General features: G+C 68.2%; 9 protein-coding genes and 2 pseudogenes. 5 read left to right on the top strand and 6 right to left on the bottom strand.

Features of this window, described 5'->3' with window-relative positions:
• From ACGFX4_RS37895 to ACGFX4_RS37885, 3 genes and pseudogenes are all read left to right on the top strand, one after another.
• Positions 1-486: pseudogene (locus tag ACGFX4_RS37895) on the top strand (hypothetical protein); the annotation flags it as partial.
• Positions 487-751: 265 nt separating this feature from the next.
• Entirely contained in the window at positions 752-2,752 is a 2,001-nt protein-coding gene (locus tag ACGFX4_RS37890) for an ATP-dependent endonuclease (RefSeq protein WP_393085009.1), read from the top strand.
• Positions 2,749-4,674 carry a UvrD-helicase domain-containing protein gene (locus ACGFX4_RS37885; protein ID WP_393085006.1) on the top strand — a complete coding sequence of 642 codons (1,926 nt, stop codon included), beginning with the start codon at positions 2,749-2,751 and terminating at the stop codon, positions 4,672-4,674. Before ACGFX4_RS37890 ends, ACGFX4_RS37885 begins: the two co-directional genes overlap by 4 nt.
• Before the next feature lie 64 nt (positions 4,675-4,738).
• Here the strand turns inward: ACGFX4_RS37885 and ACGFX4_RS37880 are convergent, their stop codons facing one another.
• The 3 genes and pseudogenes from ACGFX4_RS37880 to ACGFX4_RS37870 all read right to left on the bottom strand — a co-directional run.
• Complete coding sequence (locus tag ACGFX4_RS37880) at positions 4,739-8,521, bottom strand: AAA family ATPase (protein ID WP_393085003.1); 3,783 nt, start codon at positions 8,519-8,521, stop codon at positions 4,739-4,741.
• A 363-nt stretch (positions 8,522-8,884) separates the two neighbouring features.
• Positions 8,885-9,499 (bottom strand): Imm21 family immunity protein, encoded by a 615-nt coding sequence (locus ACGFX4_RS37875; RefSeq protein ID WP_393085000.1) that lies wholly within the window; start codon positions 9,497-9,499, stop codon positions 8,885-8,887.
• Positions 9,500-9,552: 53 nt separating this feature from the next.
• Positions 9,553-9,907: pseudogene (locus tag ACGFX4_RS37870) on the bottom strand (transposase); the annotation flags it as partial.
• 14 nt (positions 9,908-9,921) lie between these two features.
• Between ACGFX4_RS37870 and ACGFX4_RS37865 the strand changes: the two are divergent.
• On the top strand, positions 9,922-10,683 hold the full coding sequence (locus ACGFX4_RS37865) for a hypothetical protein (RefSeq protein ID WP_393084997.1): 762 nt from the start codon (positions 9,922-9,924) through the stop codon (positions 10,681-10,683).
• 284 nt (positions 10,684-10,967) lie between these two features.
• On the opposite strand, the gene ACGFX4_RS37860 is transcribed toward ACGFX4_RS37865, so the two are convergent.
• On the bottom strand, positions 10,968-13,883 hold the full coding sequence (locus tag ACGFX4_RS37860) for an NACHT domain-containing protein (protein WP_393084994.1): 2,916 nt from the start codon (positions 13,881-13,883) through the stop codon (positions 10,968-10,970).
• A gap of 138 nt (positions 13,884-14,021) precedes the next feature.
• Complete coding sequence (locus ACGFX4_RS37855) at positions 14,022-14,567, bottom strand: hypothetical protein (protein WP_393084991.1); 546 nt, start codon at positions 14,565-14,567, stop codon at positions 14,022-14,024.
• Positions 14,568-14,696: 129 nt separating this feature from the next.
• Between ACGFX4_RS37855 and ACGFX4_RS37850 the strand changes: the two genes are divergently transcribed.
• The gene (locus tag ACGFX4_RS37850) at positions 14,697-15,173 is read left to right on the top strand and encodes a hypothetical protein (protein WP_393084988.1); all 477 of its coding nucleotides are present in this window, start codon (positions 14,697-14,699) and stop codon (positions 15,171-15,173) included.
• On the opposite strand, the gene ACGFX4_RS37845 is transcribed toward ACGFX4_RS37850, so the two are convergent.
• Entirely contained in the window at positions 15,154-16,092 is a 939-nt protein-coding gene (locus ACGFX4_RS37845) for an IS5 family transposase (RefSeq protein WP_393084986.1), read from the bottom strand. The two genes, ACGFX4_RS37850 and ACGFX4_RS37845, sit on opposite strands and share 20 nt — an antisense overlap.
• Positions 16,093-16,160 lie beyond the last annotated feature (68 nt).

Below are 16,160 nucleotides of genomic sequence, written 5' to 3'. Positions count from 1 at the left end.
GCCGATGGCCGTCTTACGTTTTCAGGTGACACCCGCTACCGGGACGAAACCCCCGGAATGGGTGGAACCCGTACACCACTTCCCTGGACGCAACCGGAGGAGCGGGAACGAGAGATCACCGCGCAGGCCGAGGAGACTCGCGAGCAAATCACGCGACTCACCGCCGCGCTGGACGAGCTCGGCCGGGCCGCCGAGAAGGTGCGGATCACCCGCAAGATCCTGCTGGAGCTGCCTGACCCCGCCCCGCACGAACCGTCGGCGTCCGCCCCGGAGCTTCCGGGCGGGGCGGCCTACCGGGAGATCATGGCGGTGTTCGCCGAGGCAGACGGCCCGCTTCGCGCGCGGGGCGTCTGCGAGGCGATGATCTGGACCTGGCGCCGAACAACATCAACAACGTCCGATGAAGCTCAAGCGCTTGACCAGCCGCGGCATCCTGACCGAGCCAGAGCCAGGCCTGTTCACTCTGCCACGACCGTAGTCCGGTGACGACTACGTCCTCCACAGCGGCGAAACGGACATCAGCTCACATCCCGCCCTCAGAGTGGGGGCGCGCACCAGTACCGAAACGTTCAGGCAGATCAGCCAGTTATCCCTAGCGCTGCGACCGCAGCCCCATCCCGATTGGCAAAGGCGTCCAGGCCGGCGGGAGCCCACCAGCGGACCAAGCCGTTTATCCGCGTGCGGCCGCTCCGCTCCGCTAACGTTACCGGCACGATCTTGCGACACGTCCTGACTGTCCCGGAAGTGACGAATGTTCATCGAGAAGCTCGTGCTGGAGAACTTCAAGTGCTTCGGACCGGAACCCACCAGCATCCGCCTCGATGAGGGAACGACCGCACTCATCGGCGCCAACGGCTCCGGCAAGACCGCGGCATGCGAGGCCCTGCTGCGCCTGTTCGCGGTCACCGGTCAGGAACGAACGGTGCGCGCCGACGACTTCCACGTCCCCGAGGGTGAGAGCGCGCCGCCGGCCGAGCGGCAGCTGACCATCGAAGCCGTGCTGGCTTTCCCCGAACTCGACCAGGACGACACCCCCGCGGACAGCGAGCCCGAAGCCCCGGCCGACCCGTCCGGCCCCGGAACCCGTGAAGCGGCACGCAGTGCCGTCCCGGACTTCTTCCGCCGCATGGCAGCCGTAGAGGACGGCCGGCTGAAGGTGCGCATCGTCCTCACCGCGCAGTGGACGGACGACGGCACCGTGGAAGGCGCCGTCACCGAGACCCGGCACATCGTCAGCACCTTCGAGCAGGACTACGGCGACAACTACACCCTCCTCACCCCGGCCGAGCGCAGCCGCATCCAGATGATCTACATCCCGGCCTCCCGGGACGGGGCCCGCCAGGTCACCGCGTTCCTGCGCGGTCGGCTGTGGCGCGCCGCCCAGTTCTCGGCAGGGCTGCGCGAACTCGCCAGTGCGAACGCGACCGAGGTCGCCGCACAGTTCTCCGGCGAGCCGGTCGTCAAGGCCATCGAGGGAGCACTAGCGGACCGCTGGCGGGAACTGCACGGCGCGGGCCAGCACGCGGAGCCCCGGATGCGGCTGCTGGACGGCGACTTCAACCACCTGGTCCGCGACTCCGAGCTCGTCTTCAGCCCCGACCCCAGCGGACGGGCCCGGCCCGCACGCCTGCTGAGCGACGGTCAGCGCTCACTGCTCCACCTGGCACTGGTCGCCGCCACCCTCGACGTCGAGAGCGCCGTCTACAACGGCCGACACGAGGACGACTTCACCCTCGACACCACACGCCTGCCCAACCTGACCCTGATCGCGGTCGAAGAGCCGGAGAACAGCCTCTCCCCGTTCTTCCTGTCCCGAATCGTCAACCAACTCCATACGATCAGCGCCACCGCGCAGGCCCAGGCACTCGTGTCGAGCCACTCCGCCAGCACACTCACCCGCATCCACCCTGAACACATCCGCTACTTCCGTACCGACCCCGACACCGCCACCTCCGCAGTCCGGGAGATCACCCTCCCCGACGCCGACAGCGACGCGGGCAAGTACGTGCGTGAGGCGGTCCACGCCCACCCGGAGCTGTACTTCGCCAGGTTCGTCATCCTCGGCGAAGGCGACACCGAACAACTCGTCATCCCCCGCATCGCCCAAGCCCGAGGCATCCAGCTCGACCCCTCGTTCATCGCGATGGTCCCCCTCGGGGGACGCCACACCAACCACATGTGGCGCCTGCTCAACGACCTGGACATCCCGCACGCCACCCTCCTCGACCTCGACTACGGCAAAGACGGGTCCGGCCCGGCCCGGCTGCGCGACGCCTGCAACCGGCTCGCCGCGAACGGCATCGACGCCCTGGCCGGCATCGAGGGCTACGGGCAGCCCGACGAAATCCACGACGACCTCGAAGTCGCCCAGATCGAGGTGATCGTGAAGCACCTGCGGAGCTTCGGCGTCTTCTACGCCACCCCGCTCGACCTCGACTACGCCATGCTGCGGAACTTCAAGAGCGCCTACATCCACCTCGCCGCCGGCGCCCGCGGCCCACGCGCTGGCACCTCCGCGGACACCATCATGCTCGCCGTCCTGGGCGAGGACGGCGGCACCAGGCCAGACTTCTGGAACACCCCTGACAAGGTGGAACTGCTGCGCTGGTACCGCTACCTGTTCCTGAACGACTCCAAGCCCGGCAGCCACCTCCAGGCGCTCAGCCGACTCACCGACGAGGAACTCACCCAAGGCGAACCGGAGTTCCTCACCGCACTCATCGACCACGTCTGCGACAGGGCACACCTGTGAGCACGGACGGCAGCGCACCAAACCCCACACCGCGCACCACCCGCCCCGTCCCACGCGAGGGCTGGCGCCCCAGCGGCATCCCGGACCTCGAACCCGCGGCCTGGCAGGCCCTGCGTGACACCGGCAACGTCGCCGTGACGGCCGGACCGGGCGCGGGGAAGACCGAGTTCCTCGCGCAACGCGCCGCCTACTTCCTGCAGACCGGAATCTGCCCGCAGCCCCAGCACATCCTGGCGATCTCCTTCAAACGCGACGCGGCGGCCAACCTGGGCCGCAGAGTCGCTGCCCGTGTCCCTGAACACTCCGACCGCTTCGAGTCGATGACCTTCGACGCGTTCACCAAAGGCCTCGTCGACCGGTTCGCCGCAGCCCTGCCGCCTTACTGGCGCATGAACGACGGCTACGACATCCGCTACGTCAAAGACGCGGAGGCGCGTGCTTTCCTCAACGACATGGCCGCATCCGCACCCGCGAGGCTGCGTACGCGCATCGCCAGCATGCAGCCCAAGCGCTTCATGACTGACGTTATCGGCAGATGGGACCTGCCCGCAGGCCCACCCGACGACAGCGCCGCAGACGCCACCGCCTACACCGCCCACCAGTGGTGGCGAGCACGGCACCTGCGGTCCGGCATTGCCTTCCTCGACTTCACCATGATCAACCGCCTCGCCGAACTCCTCGTCCGCACCGTTCCGGCCATCGGGCGAGCCCTGCGCCTGACCTACCCCATCGTGTTCGTCGACGAGTTCCAGGACACCACCAGCGCACAGTTCTCCTTCCTGGCCGCCGTCTTCGGCACCGACACGGCGGTGACCGCCGTCGGCGACGGCAAACAGCGGATCATGGGCTTCGCCGGCGCCCTGCCCGACGCACTCGGACGCTTCAGCACCACCTTCAACGCCCGCACCTACCCGCTGGAGTGGAACTTCCGCTCTGCTGAGCCACTCGTCCAACTGCAGCACGTCATCGCCGACAACCTGGCCCCCGGGAGCACACGAGCCGTCTCCAAAGCCACCGCCGAAGAGATCCCCGCCCCGGCTGAGCTGTGGACCTTTCCCAACCCACGCGCGGAGGCTGACCACATCGCCCGCTGGATTGCACGGGACATCGCCCAATCGCACCGCACACCGGCCGACTTCGCCCTCATCGCACGACAGAGGGTCGAAACGATCGAACCGTGGTTTCGTGACGCCCTCGCCCCCCACGGCATCCGGCTGCGCAATGACGACGCCAAGGTCGGCGTACTGTCCCTTCAAGATCTGCTGAAGGACGACATCGCCCGCCTCCTCCTTGGCCTGCTACGCCTCGCGGACCAACCCGACGGCCTGGCCGCCGTCTGGCGCGAGACCTCAGCCGTCATGCTCCGCATTAACGGATCCAGCGGCGACGAAGCCATCCAACGCCACGTCGGCGAACACCTCGCCCACCTCACCACCCAGCTGCGCACCTGGTTGCGGACCAATCCGCCATCAGCCACCGCGGCCGGCACCACCGTCGCGTACCTCCTCGGCCTCATCGATGAGCCCGCACTACGCCGGTACGTGAAGGCGACGACGCCCTCCCTCGACCTCGACCTCATCACTGACGCCTTCGAAGCCCGCCTCAACGCGGTCACCCACGACGCAGTGGGTTGGAGTAATGCCCTTGAGGAGTTCGAGGCCGCTGACGCCGTCGTCCTGCTCACTGCTCATCGCAGCAAGAGCCTCGAATACCACACCGTCTTCTTCCTCGGTCTCGACGAGAACCAGTGGTGGGCCTACGGACAGGATCCAGCCGAAGGCCGATCGACCTTCTTCGTAGGCCTCTCCAGGGCGCGGCAACGCCTGATCGTCACCACCACCACACCTGATGCCCGAAATGGGCTCATCGCTGACCTTTTCACTCTCCTCGACGACGCCAACGTCCTGGAGATCCCCAAGTGAGCCTTGTGGGAGCAGCCCCCTCCGGGAGTACGCGCAGTAGCGAAATGACGGGACAGCAATGCCGTTATCCGGTGGGGGAGCCGGGGCGGGGCCGGCGTGGACGGCGTTGGACGGTGCGGGCTTGGATGCCGACCTCGGTGGTGAAGACGGCCTTGAACTGGGCTTCCCACTGCGGCTCGTTGACGCCGCCCCGGTCGTCGGTGACCACGAGGATGCCCCGGTGGCCTCCGTCCGGTGCGGGAAGGATGCCGTTCTCGGCGTACCAGTTGAGCTTCCACTCCCAATCGCTGACGTACTTGGCGTTGTCGAGTCGTCCCAGGTGCTCCCAGTAGATGGGCCGATCGGGGTCGTCGGTGTCGATGGTGAAGTCGGGCTTGATCTTCTTGCTGTCACGCCCGCGCAGAGGGCGCTCGTACTCCCACATGTTCGGTGCGAGCTGCTGAAGGAGGTCGGCGATGATGACCTCGTTCTTACTCCGCACCGGGATGCCGGTGCGGGACAGGTGCGGGAAGAAGTTCCGGTCGACCACCCCTGCGGGCTCGCCCTTGCGGTTGCGCACAAGGGCCGGCCTGGAGGGGGTGATGAGGTCGGTCAGTCTGCGGCAGACGTCCGAGGCGGTCGGCTGCCCGAGGTCCATCAGGTCCTCCAAGCTGCCCTCGTGACAGATGATGATCCGATCGGTCTGCCGGGTGAGCGCGGTGTACAGGAGCTCACGTGAGATGCCCCGGACGTTCTCCGGGAGCATCAGAACGACCGTCCCGAACTCGCTGCCCTGGCTCTTGTGGACAGTCAGAGCCCAGGCCAGTTCCAGTGGGGAGTCGTCGCCGCCCTTGCGGTAGGTGAACTTCCAGTCCGGCTGTGAGGAGAATTCCACCTTCGTGGCCCACGGCGGGCTGGCGAAGTCGATGTCACCGGTCACCACCCCCAACTCGCCGTTGGCGACGTACCGGCGCGGGTCGTCCTTCCCCTGGGGCTTGGGCTGCGCGTACAGGTACTGGTTGCGGTTGTTGACGACCTTGTCACCCAGGACGATCTGCTCCGGCCCGAACGGCTTGGGAGACCAGCGCCGCCTGGACGTGGCTTCCTCAAAGGCCCTTTCCCGGTAGACGCTCTTCAGATGGCGATTCAGGTCGGCCGTGCCGTGAGCCCTGCCTCGCACCGGCGACAGGATCTGCCAACGGTCACACCCTGCCACAGCATTGGTGAAGTCGGGATAGACCTTCCCCTTCTTGCTGGTCTTGACCACCGCCCCATACGAACGGGCGAAGGTCAGGTGATCGGTGACCCCGAACTCCTCCCGCAGGACCTGCTCCAAGACCTCCGCCGGGGTACGTCCTTCCCACGCCACCGTCCGCAGAGTGTCACTGCCCTGCCCCAGGCGCAGCTTCTCCCAGACCTCATCGGCGCTCTCATCGAGGTCGTCTCCGCTGTACCAGCGCGCAAGGGCCAGGTCATCACGCTCGTGGCCGTGCTGACGGTGTGTCACTGTCAGCTCGGCCCAACCATGTCCGGCACGGGGCCACACCGGCTCCTCGGGCTGCATCCGCCGCTCCAGGTCGACGAACGGCCGCCCGGCGCCGATCGGAGGCAACTGCCGCGGGTCACCGACCAGCACCAGACGCTGGGTAATCTCCACCGCGTCCAGCAGGGCCGCCAGCATCTGCTCGGTCAGCATGGACGCCTCGTCCACGACGACGGTCCCCACCCTCAAACGATCCCCGCCAGGGGTCCGGTAACGCCCCTCCCCGTCGTAGCGCTTGGGGTTCCTCCCCGCGAGGAACTGGGCCAGCGTGAACGCGTCCCAGCCGACCTTGTTCTGCAGCTGCACACGGGCCTTCCCGGTCGGAGCGACCAGCAAAATCCCGCTGCGCTGCACCTCCGGCCGGTCGACGAGTGCCTTCACCAGCGTTGTCTTACCGGTTCCAGCCGGCCCGTTCAGCACCGACAGGCGGCTGCTGTACAACGTCCGGAACGCGGCGCCCTTCTCCTTACGAGCCCGCCGCTCCGTAGCGGGGTCCGCCCCGTCCGGAGCGGAGATCGCGTCCAATACGCGATCCAGCGTGCGCGACAGGTCAGCAGGAAGGACATGGGGCCGCGCATCGCGGAGCGTGTTCAGACGCCCTCGGATGAAGTCACGGCGGTGGGCGGCGGTGAGGAGCTTGTAGGCACTGTCCCCGTCAGGAAGATCGACCCGACGCAGCTGAAGAAACTCGCCCGACTCCTCAGTCGACGGCTCGAGAGAAGCGGGAAGCAGGCCGAGCGGGCCGAGCGTACTGGCGCCGGTGTCGAAGGGCACCGTGACCGTCAGCTGCTCCAGTCGCTGTGCCATCTGCTCGAGCGGCAAGAGGGTGTGCCCGTCCTCCTCGGCGCGCAGCAGCACGCTGGTCATCGCGGCGTCGATGCGCCGGGTGTCGTTGGGGTCGTCAAGAGGCTCGTCGACCGGGAGCGGGTGATGCGTGGTGATCTGGTGATCGGGGAAACACCCGCGATCGACTGTCTCGAACGGGATCGGCTCCCCGTCATCGACCGTACAGGTCACCAGGTCGTACGGGTTGGCGAGGAGGTCCTCCGCACCGATCGGCACCTGCGTGGTCCCCGCCAGGACACTGTCGGCCATCGACGACGTCAGGTCGAAGCGGCTCAACAGGCGCAGCATCTGCCGTTCCTGCGCTGTCTTATTGGCCCAGATCTTGCGCGCGGTGCCAGTAACGAGACGACCGAGCTCACCGTCGGCCGAACTGCCTTCGAACATGCGCTCAAGCAGCGGCCACGGATCATTGTTCTCCCCGGCCTCGGAGATGATCCTATGGGCGGCGAAGGTGGGGTGCAGGAAACGCAGATGCTCCAAGACCGCGGGAAGCCCCGGCGTGGGGCCACGACGCGCCCACGCACGACGCAGCTGCTGGTCCAGCCACCGCCGGGACGCCTCAGGAACCGACGCGGACGGCTCACCCAGGTCGATGATCGCCTGCACTGCCCGTTCCAGTTCCATCAGAGCGGCAACTGTGGAGTCGGGTGAGACGTGCTCGGTCGCATACGAGAAGTTGCGGCCGGTCTCCGGGGCGGCAGCGAGTGTGGCCGTGACATCCACGCCCTTGGCCGCCAGCCGGGCGAGCTCCTGTACCGGCAGCAAGATGCCGCCCGTCCCGTCCGGGCGAAGCGTGTGGCGCAGGACGGTCTCCCACATGTGATTGGGGAACACCGCGTCGTTCGAGCCCGGCCAGCGTCCTGGCGGGGTGCGACCAGTGACGCATGCCGCACCCACCAGCATCCGACGCGGCTGGCCTTCGAAGGGAGAGTGCTTGAGGTAGAAGAACACCAGGGACTGGCCGTCGGTCACGTTCCGGAAGAACGCCTCGATCACAGCTTTCTGGTTGTCCCCGTGCAGTACCCACTGCAGTTTCGAGTCGCCGAGTACCTTGCGGGCCCGCACCTCGGCACCGGGGTCGAACCCCGGGATCGGCCGCTCCTCGAGCACGGCGTTGACGTTCGTACCGTGAAGCCAGAAGTAGGGGACTGCGTGCACCGAGTAGGCGGGCAGCTGGACCACGGACTCCTTCAGCCCGGTCAGAGCGTCAAAGTAGCGGTACGGGTGCTTGCGCCGGTACTCGTGATCCCGCCCGCTCAAGAACCCGCCGCGCTCCATGACACACGGGGGCAGCTCGTCGGCGTCCAGATCGCTCCACGGCTGACCGGCTTGGGCGGCTTCGGCATGCGGCTTCCGGCTGAGACCGATGGTGTCGAGCATGACGCACGAACTGTTGGCCATGGGGTCACCGCACACGGTCCCCGTCCAGCCGGTGTCGTGCCACGGCACGCGGACGGACAGATGCTGGACGTAGGCCACGGACGTTCCCCCGAAGAACTCGCTGAGCGATGGTGCACGCACAGCCTAGACGCCGGGCAGGACAACATCGATCGGCCGCGGTCAACTGTTTGGTCCGGCGAGCTGGGCCCGAAGTTGCTGGGCAGCAGCGGATGCCTTGGCCGCGTCGCCATCGAACGCTCCTGCGGTGAGCATCGGCCAGCTGGGTGCGATGTCCCTGGCGACCAGGCTTGCCACTCGGTCATGCACCTCGAGCACATCGTCGGAGTACCCGTCAGGTGCGAGGAAGGTCGACCAGCGGTGTGCCTTGTTGGTGAAGACACCTCACGGTGCCAAGAGGTCAAGTCGGGCTGCTGGTGCAGGTTCGGTGTTCAAGCCTCCAGCTCACGAAACCGATGTCGGCCGAGTATCGGCATCTTCCGGGAGCAGTTGGACCACGCCGACCGAGGTGGACTCGTTGGCCCAGGTGTGAACGGCGCGGACTCTCCAGCACCCTCCGGGAACGGGGACCGGGGCCTGCGAGGGCTGGCCTCGGCCGTCCGGGTAGGGCATGCCAAGGTGCCGCCCGGCCTCGGCCGAGTCCATGAGAACCGCCGGGCCGTCGGTCTGCCAAGAGCCGCACTCCTCCCATGGCGTCGCCGGGTCGTTCAGCGCGGATTCGGCTGCGGCGACCAACTCGGCGTCGGAGTCGGCAGCGAGCCAGCGCACGAAGGCTCTCAGCTCCGGCACGTAACAGATGGTGGCAGGCTCGTCGCCCAGCACCAGCGCGGAAGCGGTGCCGTGGCCGGCCAGGCTGATCACCTCGGCCAGGTCCTCGACCGCGCAGGCCCGGTCGTAGTCGTCCGGCTGGCTGCCATCGCCGACGATCATGCCGCCCTCGGTGCACCCACCCCAGCGCTGCAGCACGGACACCGGGACGGCCATCAGCGGGCCACCCATCGACTCGACCCAGGTCAGGTCGAGGGGCCTCCGGACAGCACCATGACGATCAGAGCTCATGCACGCAGTGTGCCGTTGACCGGTGACAGCAGGACCCAACCTGCTTTCGGTGCCTATGCCGCCGCTTCCACAAGCCCTTGCAGGGCCGGGAGGGCGACCTGCTCGTCGAAGACCTGGCGGTTCGTGAGGCAATGGTGGAGCTGTCCGAGCACGCGGTTGAAGAGGCTGCGCCGGGCGACGGCGTGCCTGTCTCCGGTGTCGCGGCGTCGCCGGTAGTGGGTCTTGGCGCCGGGTGAAGCGGTGAGGGCTATGAAGGCCCAGAGGTAGCCCGGCGTGGTTGAGCCGGTCGCTCTTCACCCACCGCCTGGTGATGCTGGACTTCTCGCCGGAGGCACGGGTGACCGGTGAGGCCCCCGCATAGGCCTTCAGGCCGCGGGCGTCGGCGAAGTCGCGCTGTCGGTGCGGCCCCCTACAGTTCCGTCATGTCTAACCACCAACCGCCGCAGCCGAATCGCAGGCTGATGCTTGTCGTGTACCCCGCCGACACCCACCTCGACCGTTCCCGTGCCTCCTCCAACGGGATGCGCGGCACCGCCCGCAGTGACCGGGACAACTCGCTCGTCACTCAGGTCGAGCTCTTCGACGCTGACGACCGGTACGGCGACGGCTACAGGGACGGCCTAAGGAACCTCCTCGTCAACTGTGCCACCGACATTCTGGTGAACATCGCTCACACCGTGACGGTCACCGCCTTGGAGGCCGCCACCCCGCACATCGAGGACGGGCTGCGCCGACTCAAGGAGAAGCTGCGACGCCCGCCCAAGAACACCCCGGCCGCCAACGCGGTGCAGGAGGTCGCCCCTGAGAAGCCCACTGCAACTGGCCTCCGGCCGGCGACCGCCGCCGACCGCCCCGACCAGGTGGGCCTCGTCCTGCGTGCCGACCACAGTGACGCCAACGCGCAGGCCGCCCTGGAACGGATCAACACGCGGGCGGTGGAGACATACGGCATCGCCGCGCACTACGCTGCCGGACTGGCCGCGGTAGACGTTGACGGCGAGGCTATGCGTCAGGCCCTGGCCGCAGCCGCGCCCGGCTACGTCGCCGCCGCCCTCGAACGCCTCGCCTTCGACGAGGAGCTTGGCCTGACCCCCGCGCAGCAGAGGCGTCTGTTGGATCGTGCCGCAGAGCTTGACCCCGGCGTGGTCGAAGACTCCATTCGCGTTAACTCCCCGCTCGTGTAGATCGGACGCTCCGATCGTGCCCTCCCGGCCGAACCTGTCTTCGCCCTGAGAGCTACCTGCCACAACCGGCGGCTGTACTCCAGCCGCGGACTGCGGCAGCCGCCCGCCTCCGGTGGATTGCGCCCGCCGCAGGGCAAGAGGACACGCCGCCTGACTCCGTAGGCAGCACGGGACGCTCATGGTCGAGGACGGCGCGTGCGTCCGCCCTGATCCCGGCACGGGCGTGTACCAGCGGGCCACATCCGGTGCGGCGGACTGGCGTGGGCCGCCCGGGCCGGGGACGATCAGCTGTTGATGCCTGCCACGGTGATGGGAAACGGGGCGTACTCCCACGAGGCAATGTCGTACAGGGCCGCTACCAATGCCTGGGCGATGCTCCAGTTCGTAGCAGGCTGGGCCATGGCAGTCTCGGCCAGGAGACGCTGGGCTTCGGGAAGCCACGCGTCGTCCCATCGGCTGTCAGTGATCACCGGTCCGACGCTCAACGCGTCGCGGTCGACGAGCGGGACGGCGACGCCGTCCACGAGCTCGTCGGTGACCGGGATGCAGGCGGCCCAATCTGCGACCCACCGTACGGCCTCCTGCGGCGGGGTGGGAGCGCAGGCGTTCCCAGGCGGAGTTCCGGCCCTCGGCACGAACGAGGCGAGGGTGTACGCGCCGGAATCCGAGGCACTGGGCCAGTCCTCGGTGAATCCGCGTGCTTCCTCGCGCCGGAAGAGCTCGGCGGCGGCCCGTTGCTCGCCTTGGAAGCCCTGGGCTGCGGTGCCCAGAAGCTGCCGTGCCACCGATCCCAGGCAGCCGTCCAGTCTCGACCAGACGGCCAGCGTCCGCAGACAGAAGACCGCACGCAGTCCCTGGCCGCCGAGTGCCACCCGTGCCGCGTTCTCGAGGCGGGCGTGGGCCTGTTCACTGCGGCCGGCCGCCTGCGCGAGTGTTCGCGCCATACCGGGCTGCCCCAGCGTCAGCGCATAGTCCCACTCGTACGTCGTGGGTGCGGTGATGAGCTCGGCCGCGTGCTGCACGAGGAGCGTGTGGTGCTTCGGATGCTGCCGGGCAAGGTCCTCGTCGAGCATCGCCAGGGCCAGGTGGGCGCCGGGGAGCAGCAGCATGTGAGCGGCACTGCCTCCGTCCAGGTCGCGTAGTGCGGCAAGGAGGTCGCCGCGGAGGTGGCGGCGCTTGTTGAACAGGCCTGCTGCGGCCAGTAGCCAGGCCTGGTACCAGGTCTTGTCGGACGCGAGCGTGCCCAGGCGGGGAACGATGCGGGCGTCGGGCCCTTCCAGGAGCGCCCATGCGGCGCAGTACTCCTGGAGGCTCTTCACCTCGAATCCGATGGCGCCGTCCTGTGGGGATACGAGCAGGACCAGTCGGTCGAGGGCGGCCTCGGCAAGGGCGGCCGACAGGTCGTCGGCCTGCCGCGGGTCCTCGGTCTCCTGTACCAGCCGGGCGCGCAGGCGGTCCCTGAGGCTGCCCATCGGCATGGTGACCTCGTCGATGGGTTCGGTGACTGCTTCGTCGGTCTGGAGAGTGAGTCCAGCGTACTGGTGCATCCAGTCGACGTGGCTGCGGTTCTCGGCAAGGAGTTGCCCCGCGGGCCCGGGCTTGTCGGTTTCGCGGGTGTAGACCGTGGCGTAGTACGCCTCGAACAGTTCGTATCGGTTCTGCGGCATCCTCAGGCGCTTCTCCGTCAGGAGGCTCATGATTGTCACCTGGAGCGGAGAGCGCATGAGACGCCTGGTCGTGGGGTTCCCGGCAGCGACCGCGATCCTCTCCACCACGGTCGCGTACATCTCTGGATCGCCCTGGTGGCGCGCCCGTGCGAGTCGGCCTGCGTAGCGCAGGGCGTCCTCCTCGGACATGTCGGCAAGCCTCAGACACTCGAAGTCCTCCGGGTGGAACTCACCGTGGTAGCCCTGCGGCCTGGTGGTGCCGACCACCAGCAGGTCGGCATCCAGAGACCGGGCCAGGAAGATGAGGTCGGCAACTCCTTGCATGACTGCTTCGCGTGCGGGCCGCGCGACCTCGTCCAGGCCGTCGAGGACCAGGAGCCAGGGCGAGTCCCGCAACCATTGCTTGAGCACTGCATCGGTGACACCGCCGGTGCGGCGGCTCACCTGACGGGCCACGAACTGCAGCAGACTGGGTGGGTCCACCTCCGCGACTGCTCGGGCATACGCGTGCAAGGGGACCCTCACCGGCCAGCGGCGGCAGCGCGGAACCGGCAGTTCCATGTAGGAGAGGTCCTGACGCAACGACCGCAGCACGCCTCTTGCCTCTGCCGTCAGCAGCACATCTCCGTCGTCGAACATCGCCACCCGGTAGGCCTGGCAGACCAACTGGCCGAGAGTCGTCTTGCCCTGGCCGGGGCCACCGACCAGCAGGATGTGCGGCCGCCCCTCGCCCGACTGCCCGGACAGACGCATGACACTGTCCCCACGCTCGATCACATGACGGCCCGCCAGGACAGTCCGCGACCCAGTGGAAGACGGCGCGCACTGCGCTTCGAGGTCGACCGCCACCGGTCCGAGCCCGATCCTTCCGGACCCGGGCTCGGCGCCGGCCTGACCCAGACGCAGCCACTGGTCGGCGACGAGTTCTCCCGCGGCATAGGCGCGCATCATGGCCGCCGTGTCGGCCGGGGAGCTGAGCGAGGAGCGCTCGTCCATGAGGTCGGCGAGCGCATCGCTCACCGTCAGGAAGGCACGATAGCTGCGGCGAACACCAGGGTGCATATCGAGGAACCGGCAGATCTCGTCGCGGTGCCACACCGCCCAGCCCTTGAGTGCGATCCCGAGACGCGCGGACTCATGGGCGATGAACCTCTCCATACGGTCGATCCCGCCAGCCCCGGGTGCGGCCGTCAGCCGCACGTTGGTGGCGAAGATGATGAACTCTGGCACCTCGCCACGTCTGGAGTCTGCCGACGCCCAGGCCTCGAACTCCTTCCGGACAGCCTGTTCCAACCACGCGCTATCCGACGGCCGGATTCTGGACAGCTGACGGCACTTCGCCTGGACCACCCCGTACCCGTTCCACTCCTGCCCGAGATGAGGGAAGGGCACCCGACCACGGAACGAGACCTCGCGCCCGCCGTCCCGCCCATCTCCGAACACGCGGGTCCCGGAACCGAGGACACACTTGGCCAGGCTCTGCACAAGATGCTCGAACTCCCGGCTTCCCAGCCGGTCGAGGTCGTAGTCCATCATCCCATTGTGGACCACATCAGCACCCAATTCGCCTTGCCAGGAGCTGACATGACTGATCATCTGTGACCGTCTTCGTCTCCATGAGCCAGGCTGACCCCGCAACTCAGAAGCAGAACCATCGCGCCCGGGGGCAGGTCATGTTTCCGCTGCCAGAGCGACCGCGCCACCGCCACCCCGGCACCGGTCCCAGTTACCCGTCGGCACCAAACCAGCCGCAGCGAAAGTGCGCCCACCGTCGACTTCGACAGCGAGCTCCTCGTCCAAGAGAAACCCAAGCTGCTCGACGACGACCAGCACATCGGTCCACAGGGACAACGGAGTCAGCACGCTCCAGGGGCCAGAGCGCCCGGGGTTGTCAAGCAGAACAGTCTCCGTGTAGCCGTCGCTTCGGCTCTCCCCACGGGCGCGGCCGTCTTCCCAACCCCTCTCCTCGAACCAGAGCCGCTTGACCGCCGCCTCCACGAGCCGCGCGTGCAGTCCCACGGCGAACGGGCGAGTGTAGACCTGCTCCCAGCCGTTGCTGGCGTGGACGGCGAGGCGGGTGTTGTGCTCGGAGTCCTCGCAGATGCCGATCTTTGCCTTCAACGGCTCGGAGGCGCTCTGCAGGAGGTAGACGAGAGCGGGCCGGTCATCCTTGAAACCGGTGCTCTTGCACGCCCTGGAGTTAGAAGCGATTCCCAAACCGAGGGTAGGGTCACGTTTTCGCAGGTGAGGTGTATGGCTGCCGCTCGGTCGGCATGCTCGGACCGCTGTGTCGGTGCGGGGCGTGCTCGGAGGTGGCGGATGCCGTCGGTGCTTGGGGTGTTGGAGATGCGCGAGCTGGTGGCGCTGGCTCGGGCGGAGGAGTTGCGGGCGGAGTTGGAGCGGCTTCAGGCCGCCGTGGTGGAGGCGGAGGAGGCCGCGCGGCGCGCGGTCATCGCCCGGGAGGAGACCGTGGCGGCCCTGGCCGAGTTGGCCGATGAAGCTGTGGTGCCCGAGGCGCCAGCCGGCGGGCCGGTGGTGGAGCCGACCGCGGGATCTGCCGGGCCGCGGGTCGAAGTGCCGTTCTGGCGTGATGGGTTGGGGATCGAGGTGCTTCCGCCCGACTGCGCGCGGATCGTGGCCCTGGTCGAGCGCGACGCGGCCGGTGGCGGGGAAGGCGTGCGGGCCCGGGCGATGCGCGGGCATCTGGGCTGGCCGGCGAGTGATGCGAAGGAGCAGGCCGCGCGGTTTCGGGCGAAGCGGCTGGTCGAGCGGGGCTGGCTGGCCGAGGAGCGTCCGGGGCTGTTCAGGCCGCGGACCGCGTGACGCGGCGGGGCGCGGGGGTTCCGGAGCGGGCCAGGCGGCGGGTGGCCGGGATGCTCGCGGCCCACCAGGCCATCGCCTCGGCGGTGTCGATGCGGGTCTCGTAGTCCCGGGCGAGGCGGCGGGCCCGGATCAGGTGGGAGAAACTGCGTTCCACGACCCAGCGGCGCGGCAGCACCACGAACCCCTTGGCGTCGTCGCTGCGTTTGACGACGGTCAGCGCGAGGGCCAGCACGTTGGTGGCGAAGGCGACCAGCCAGCCGGTGTAGCCGCCGTCGGCCCAGACCAGGGCGATGTGGCGGTGCTGTTCGCGCAGTTGTTCAAGGAGGTCGCGGCCGGCGTCGTTGTCCTTGACCGACGCGGCGGTGACGATGACGACGAGCAGCAGGCCCAGGGTGTCCACGGCGATGTGTCGCTTGCGGCCGTTGATCTTCTTGCCCGCGTCGTAGCCCCGGGTGGCCGCACCGACGGTGGCGTCGGCCTTGACCGACTGCGAGTCGATGATCGCGGCAGTGGGCTCCTCCTTCTTTCCGGCCAGCTCGCGCAGGCGCTTGCGCAGGCGGCTGTAGAGCTCCTTGGTGAAGTCGTTGTCGCGCCAGCGGCGGAAGAACCTGTAGACGGCCCGCCATTTGGGGAAGTCGGCGGGCAGGCTGGCCCAGCGCACGCCCTCGGCGACCAGGTAGCGCACCGCGTCCAGTATCTGCCGGTGGCAGTAGCCCTCCGGGCGGCCCCCTTGCCCGTTCATCCAGGCCGGCACCGGCAGCAGCGGCCGCACGATCGCCCACTCCGCGTCGGTGAGATCGGAGCCGTAGCGGCGGGCCCGGTCCGGCTGGTCGGCGGCGTTCCCGAGCCGGTGTGCGAGGCAATCGCACGACATGCCGGAGCTGGACGCGGACGCAGCGGGCACGCCAGAGTGGAGCACGAGGGCCTCCTGGTTGTTCGTTGACTCGACATCACCGAACCGTGCAAGAGGCCCTTCTTCTATGCGCC

The sequence above is a fragment of the Kitasatospora sp. NPDC048365 genome (genome assembly GCF_043200835.1).
Taxonomy (GTDB): Bacteria; Actinomycetota; Actinomycetes; order Streptomycetales; family Streptomycetaceae; genus Kitasatospora; species Kitasatospora terrestris.
This window is presented reverse-complemented; position numbering and strand designations above follow the sequence as displayed.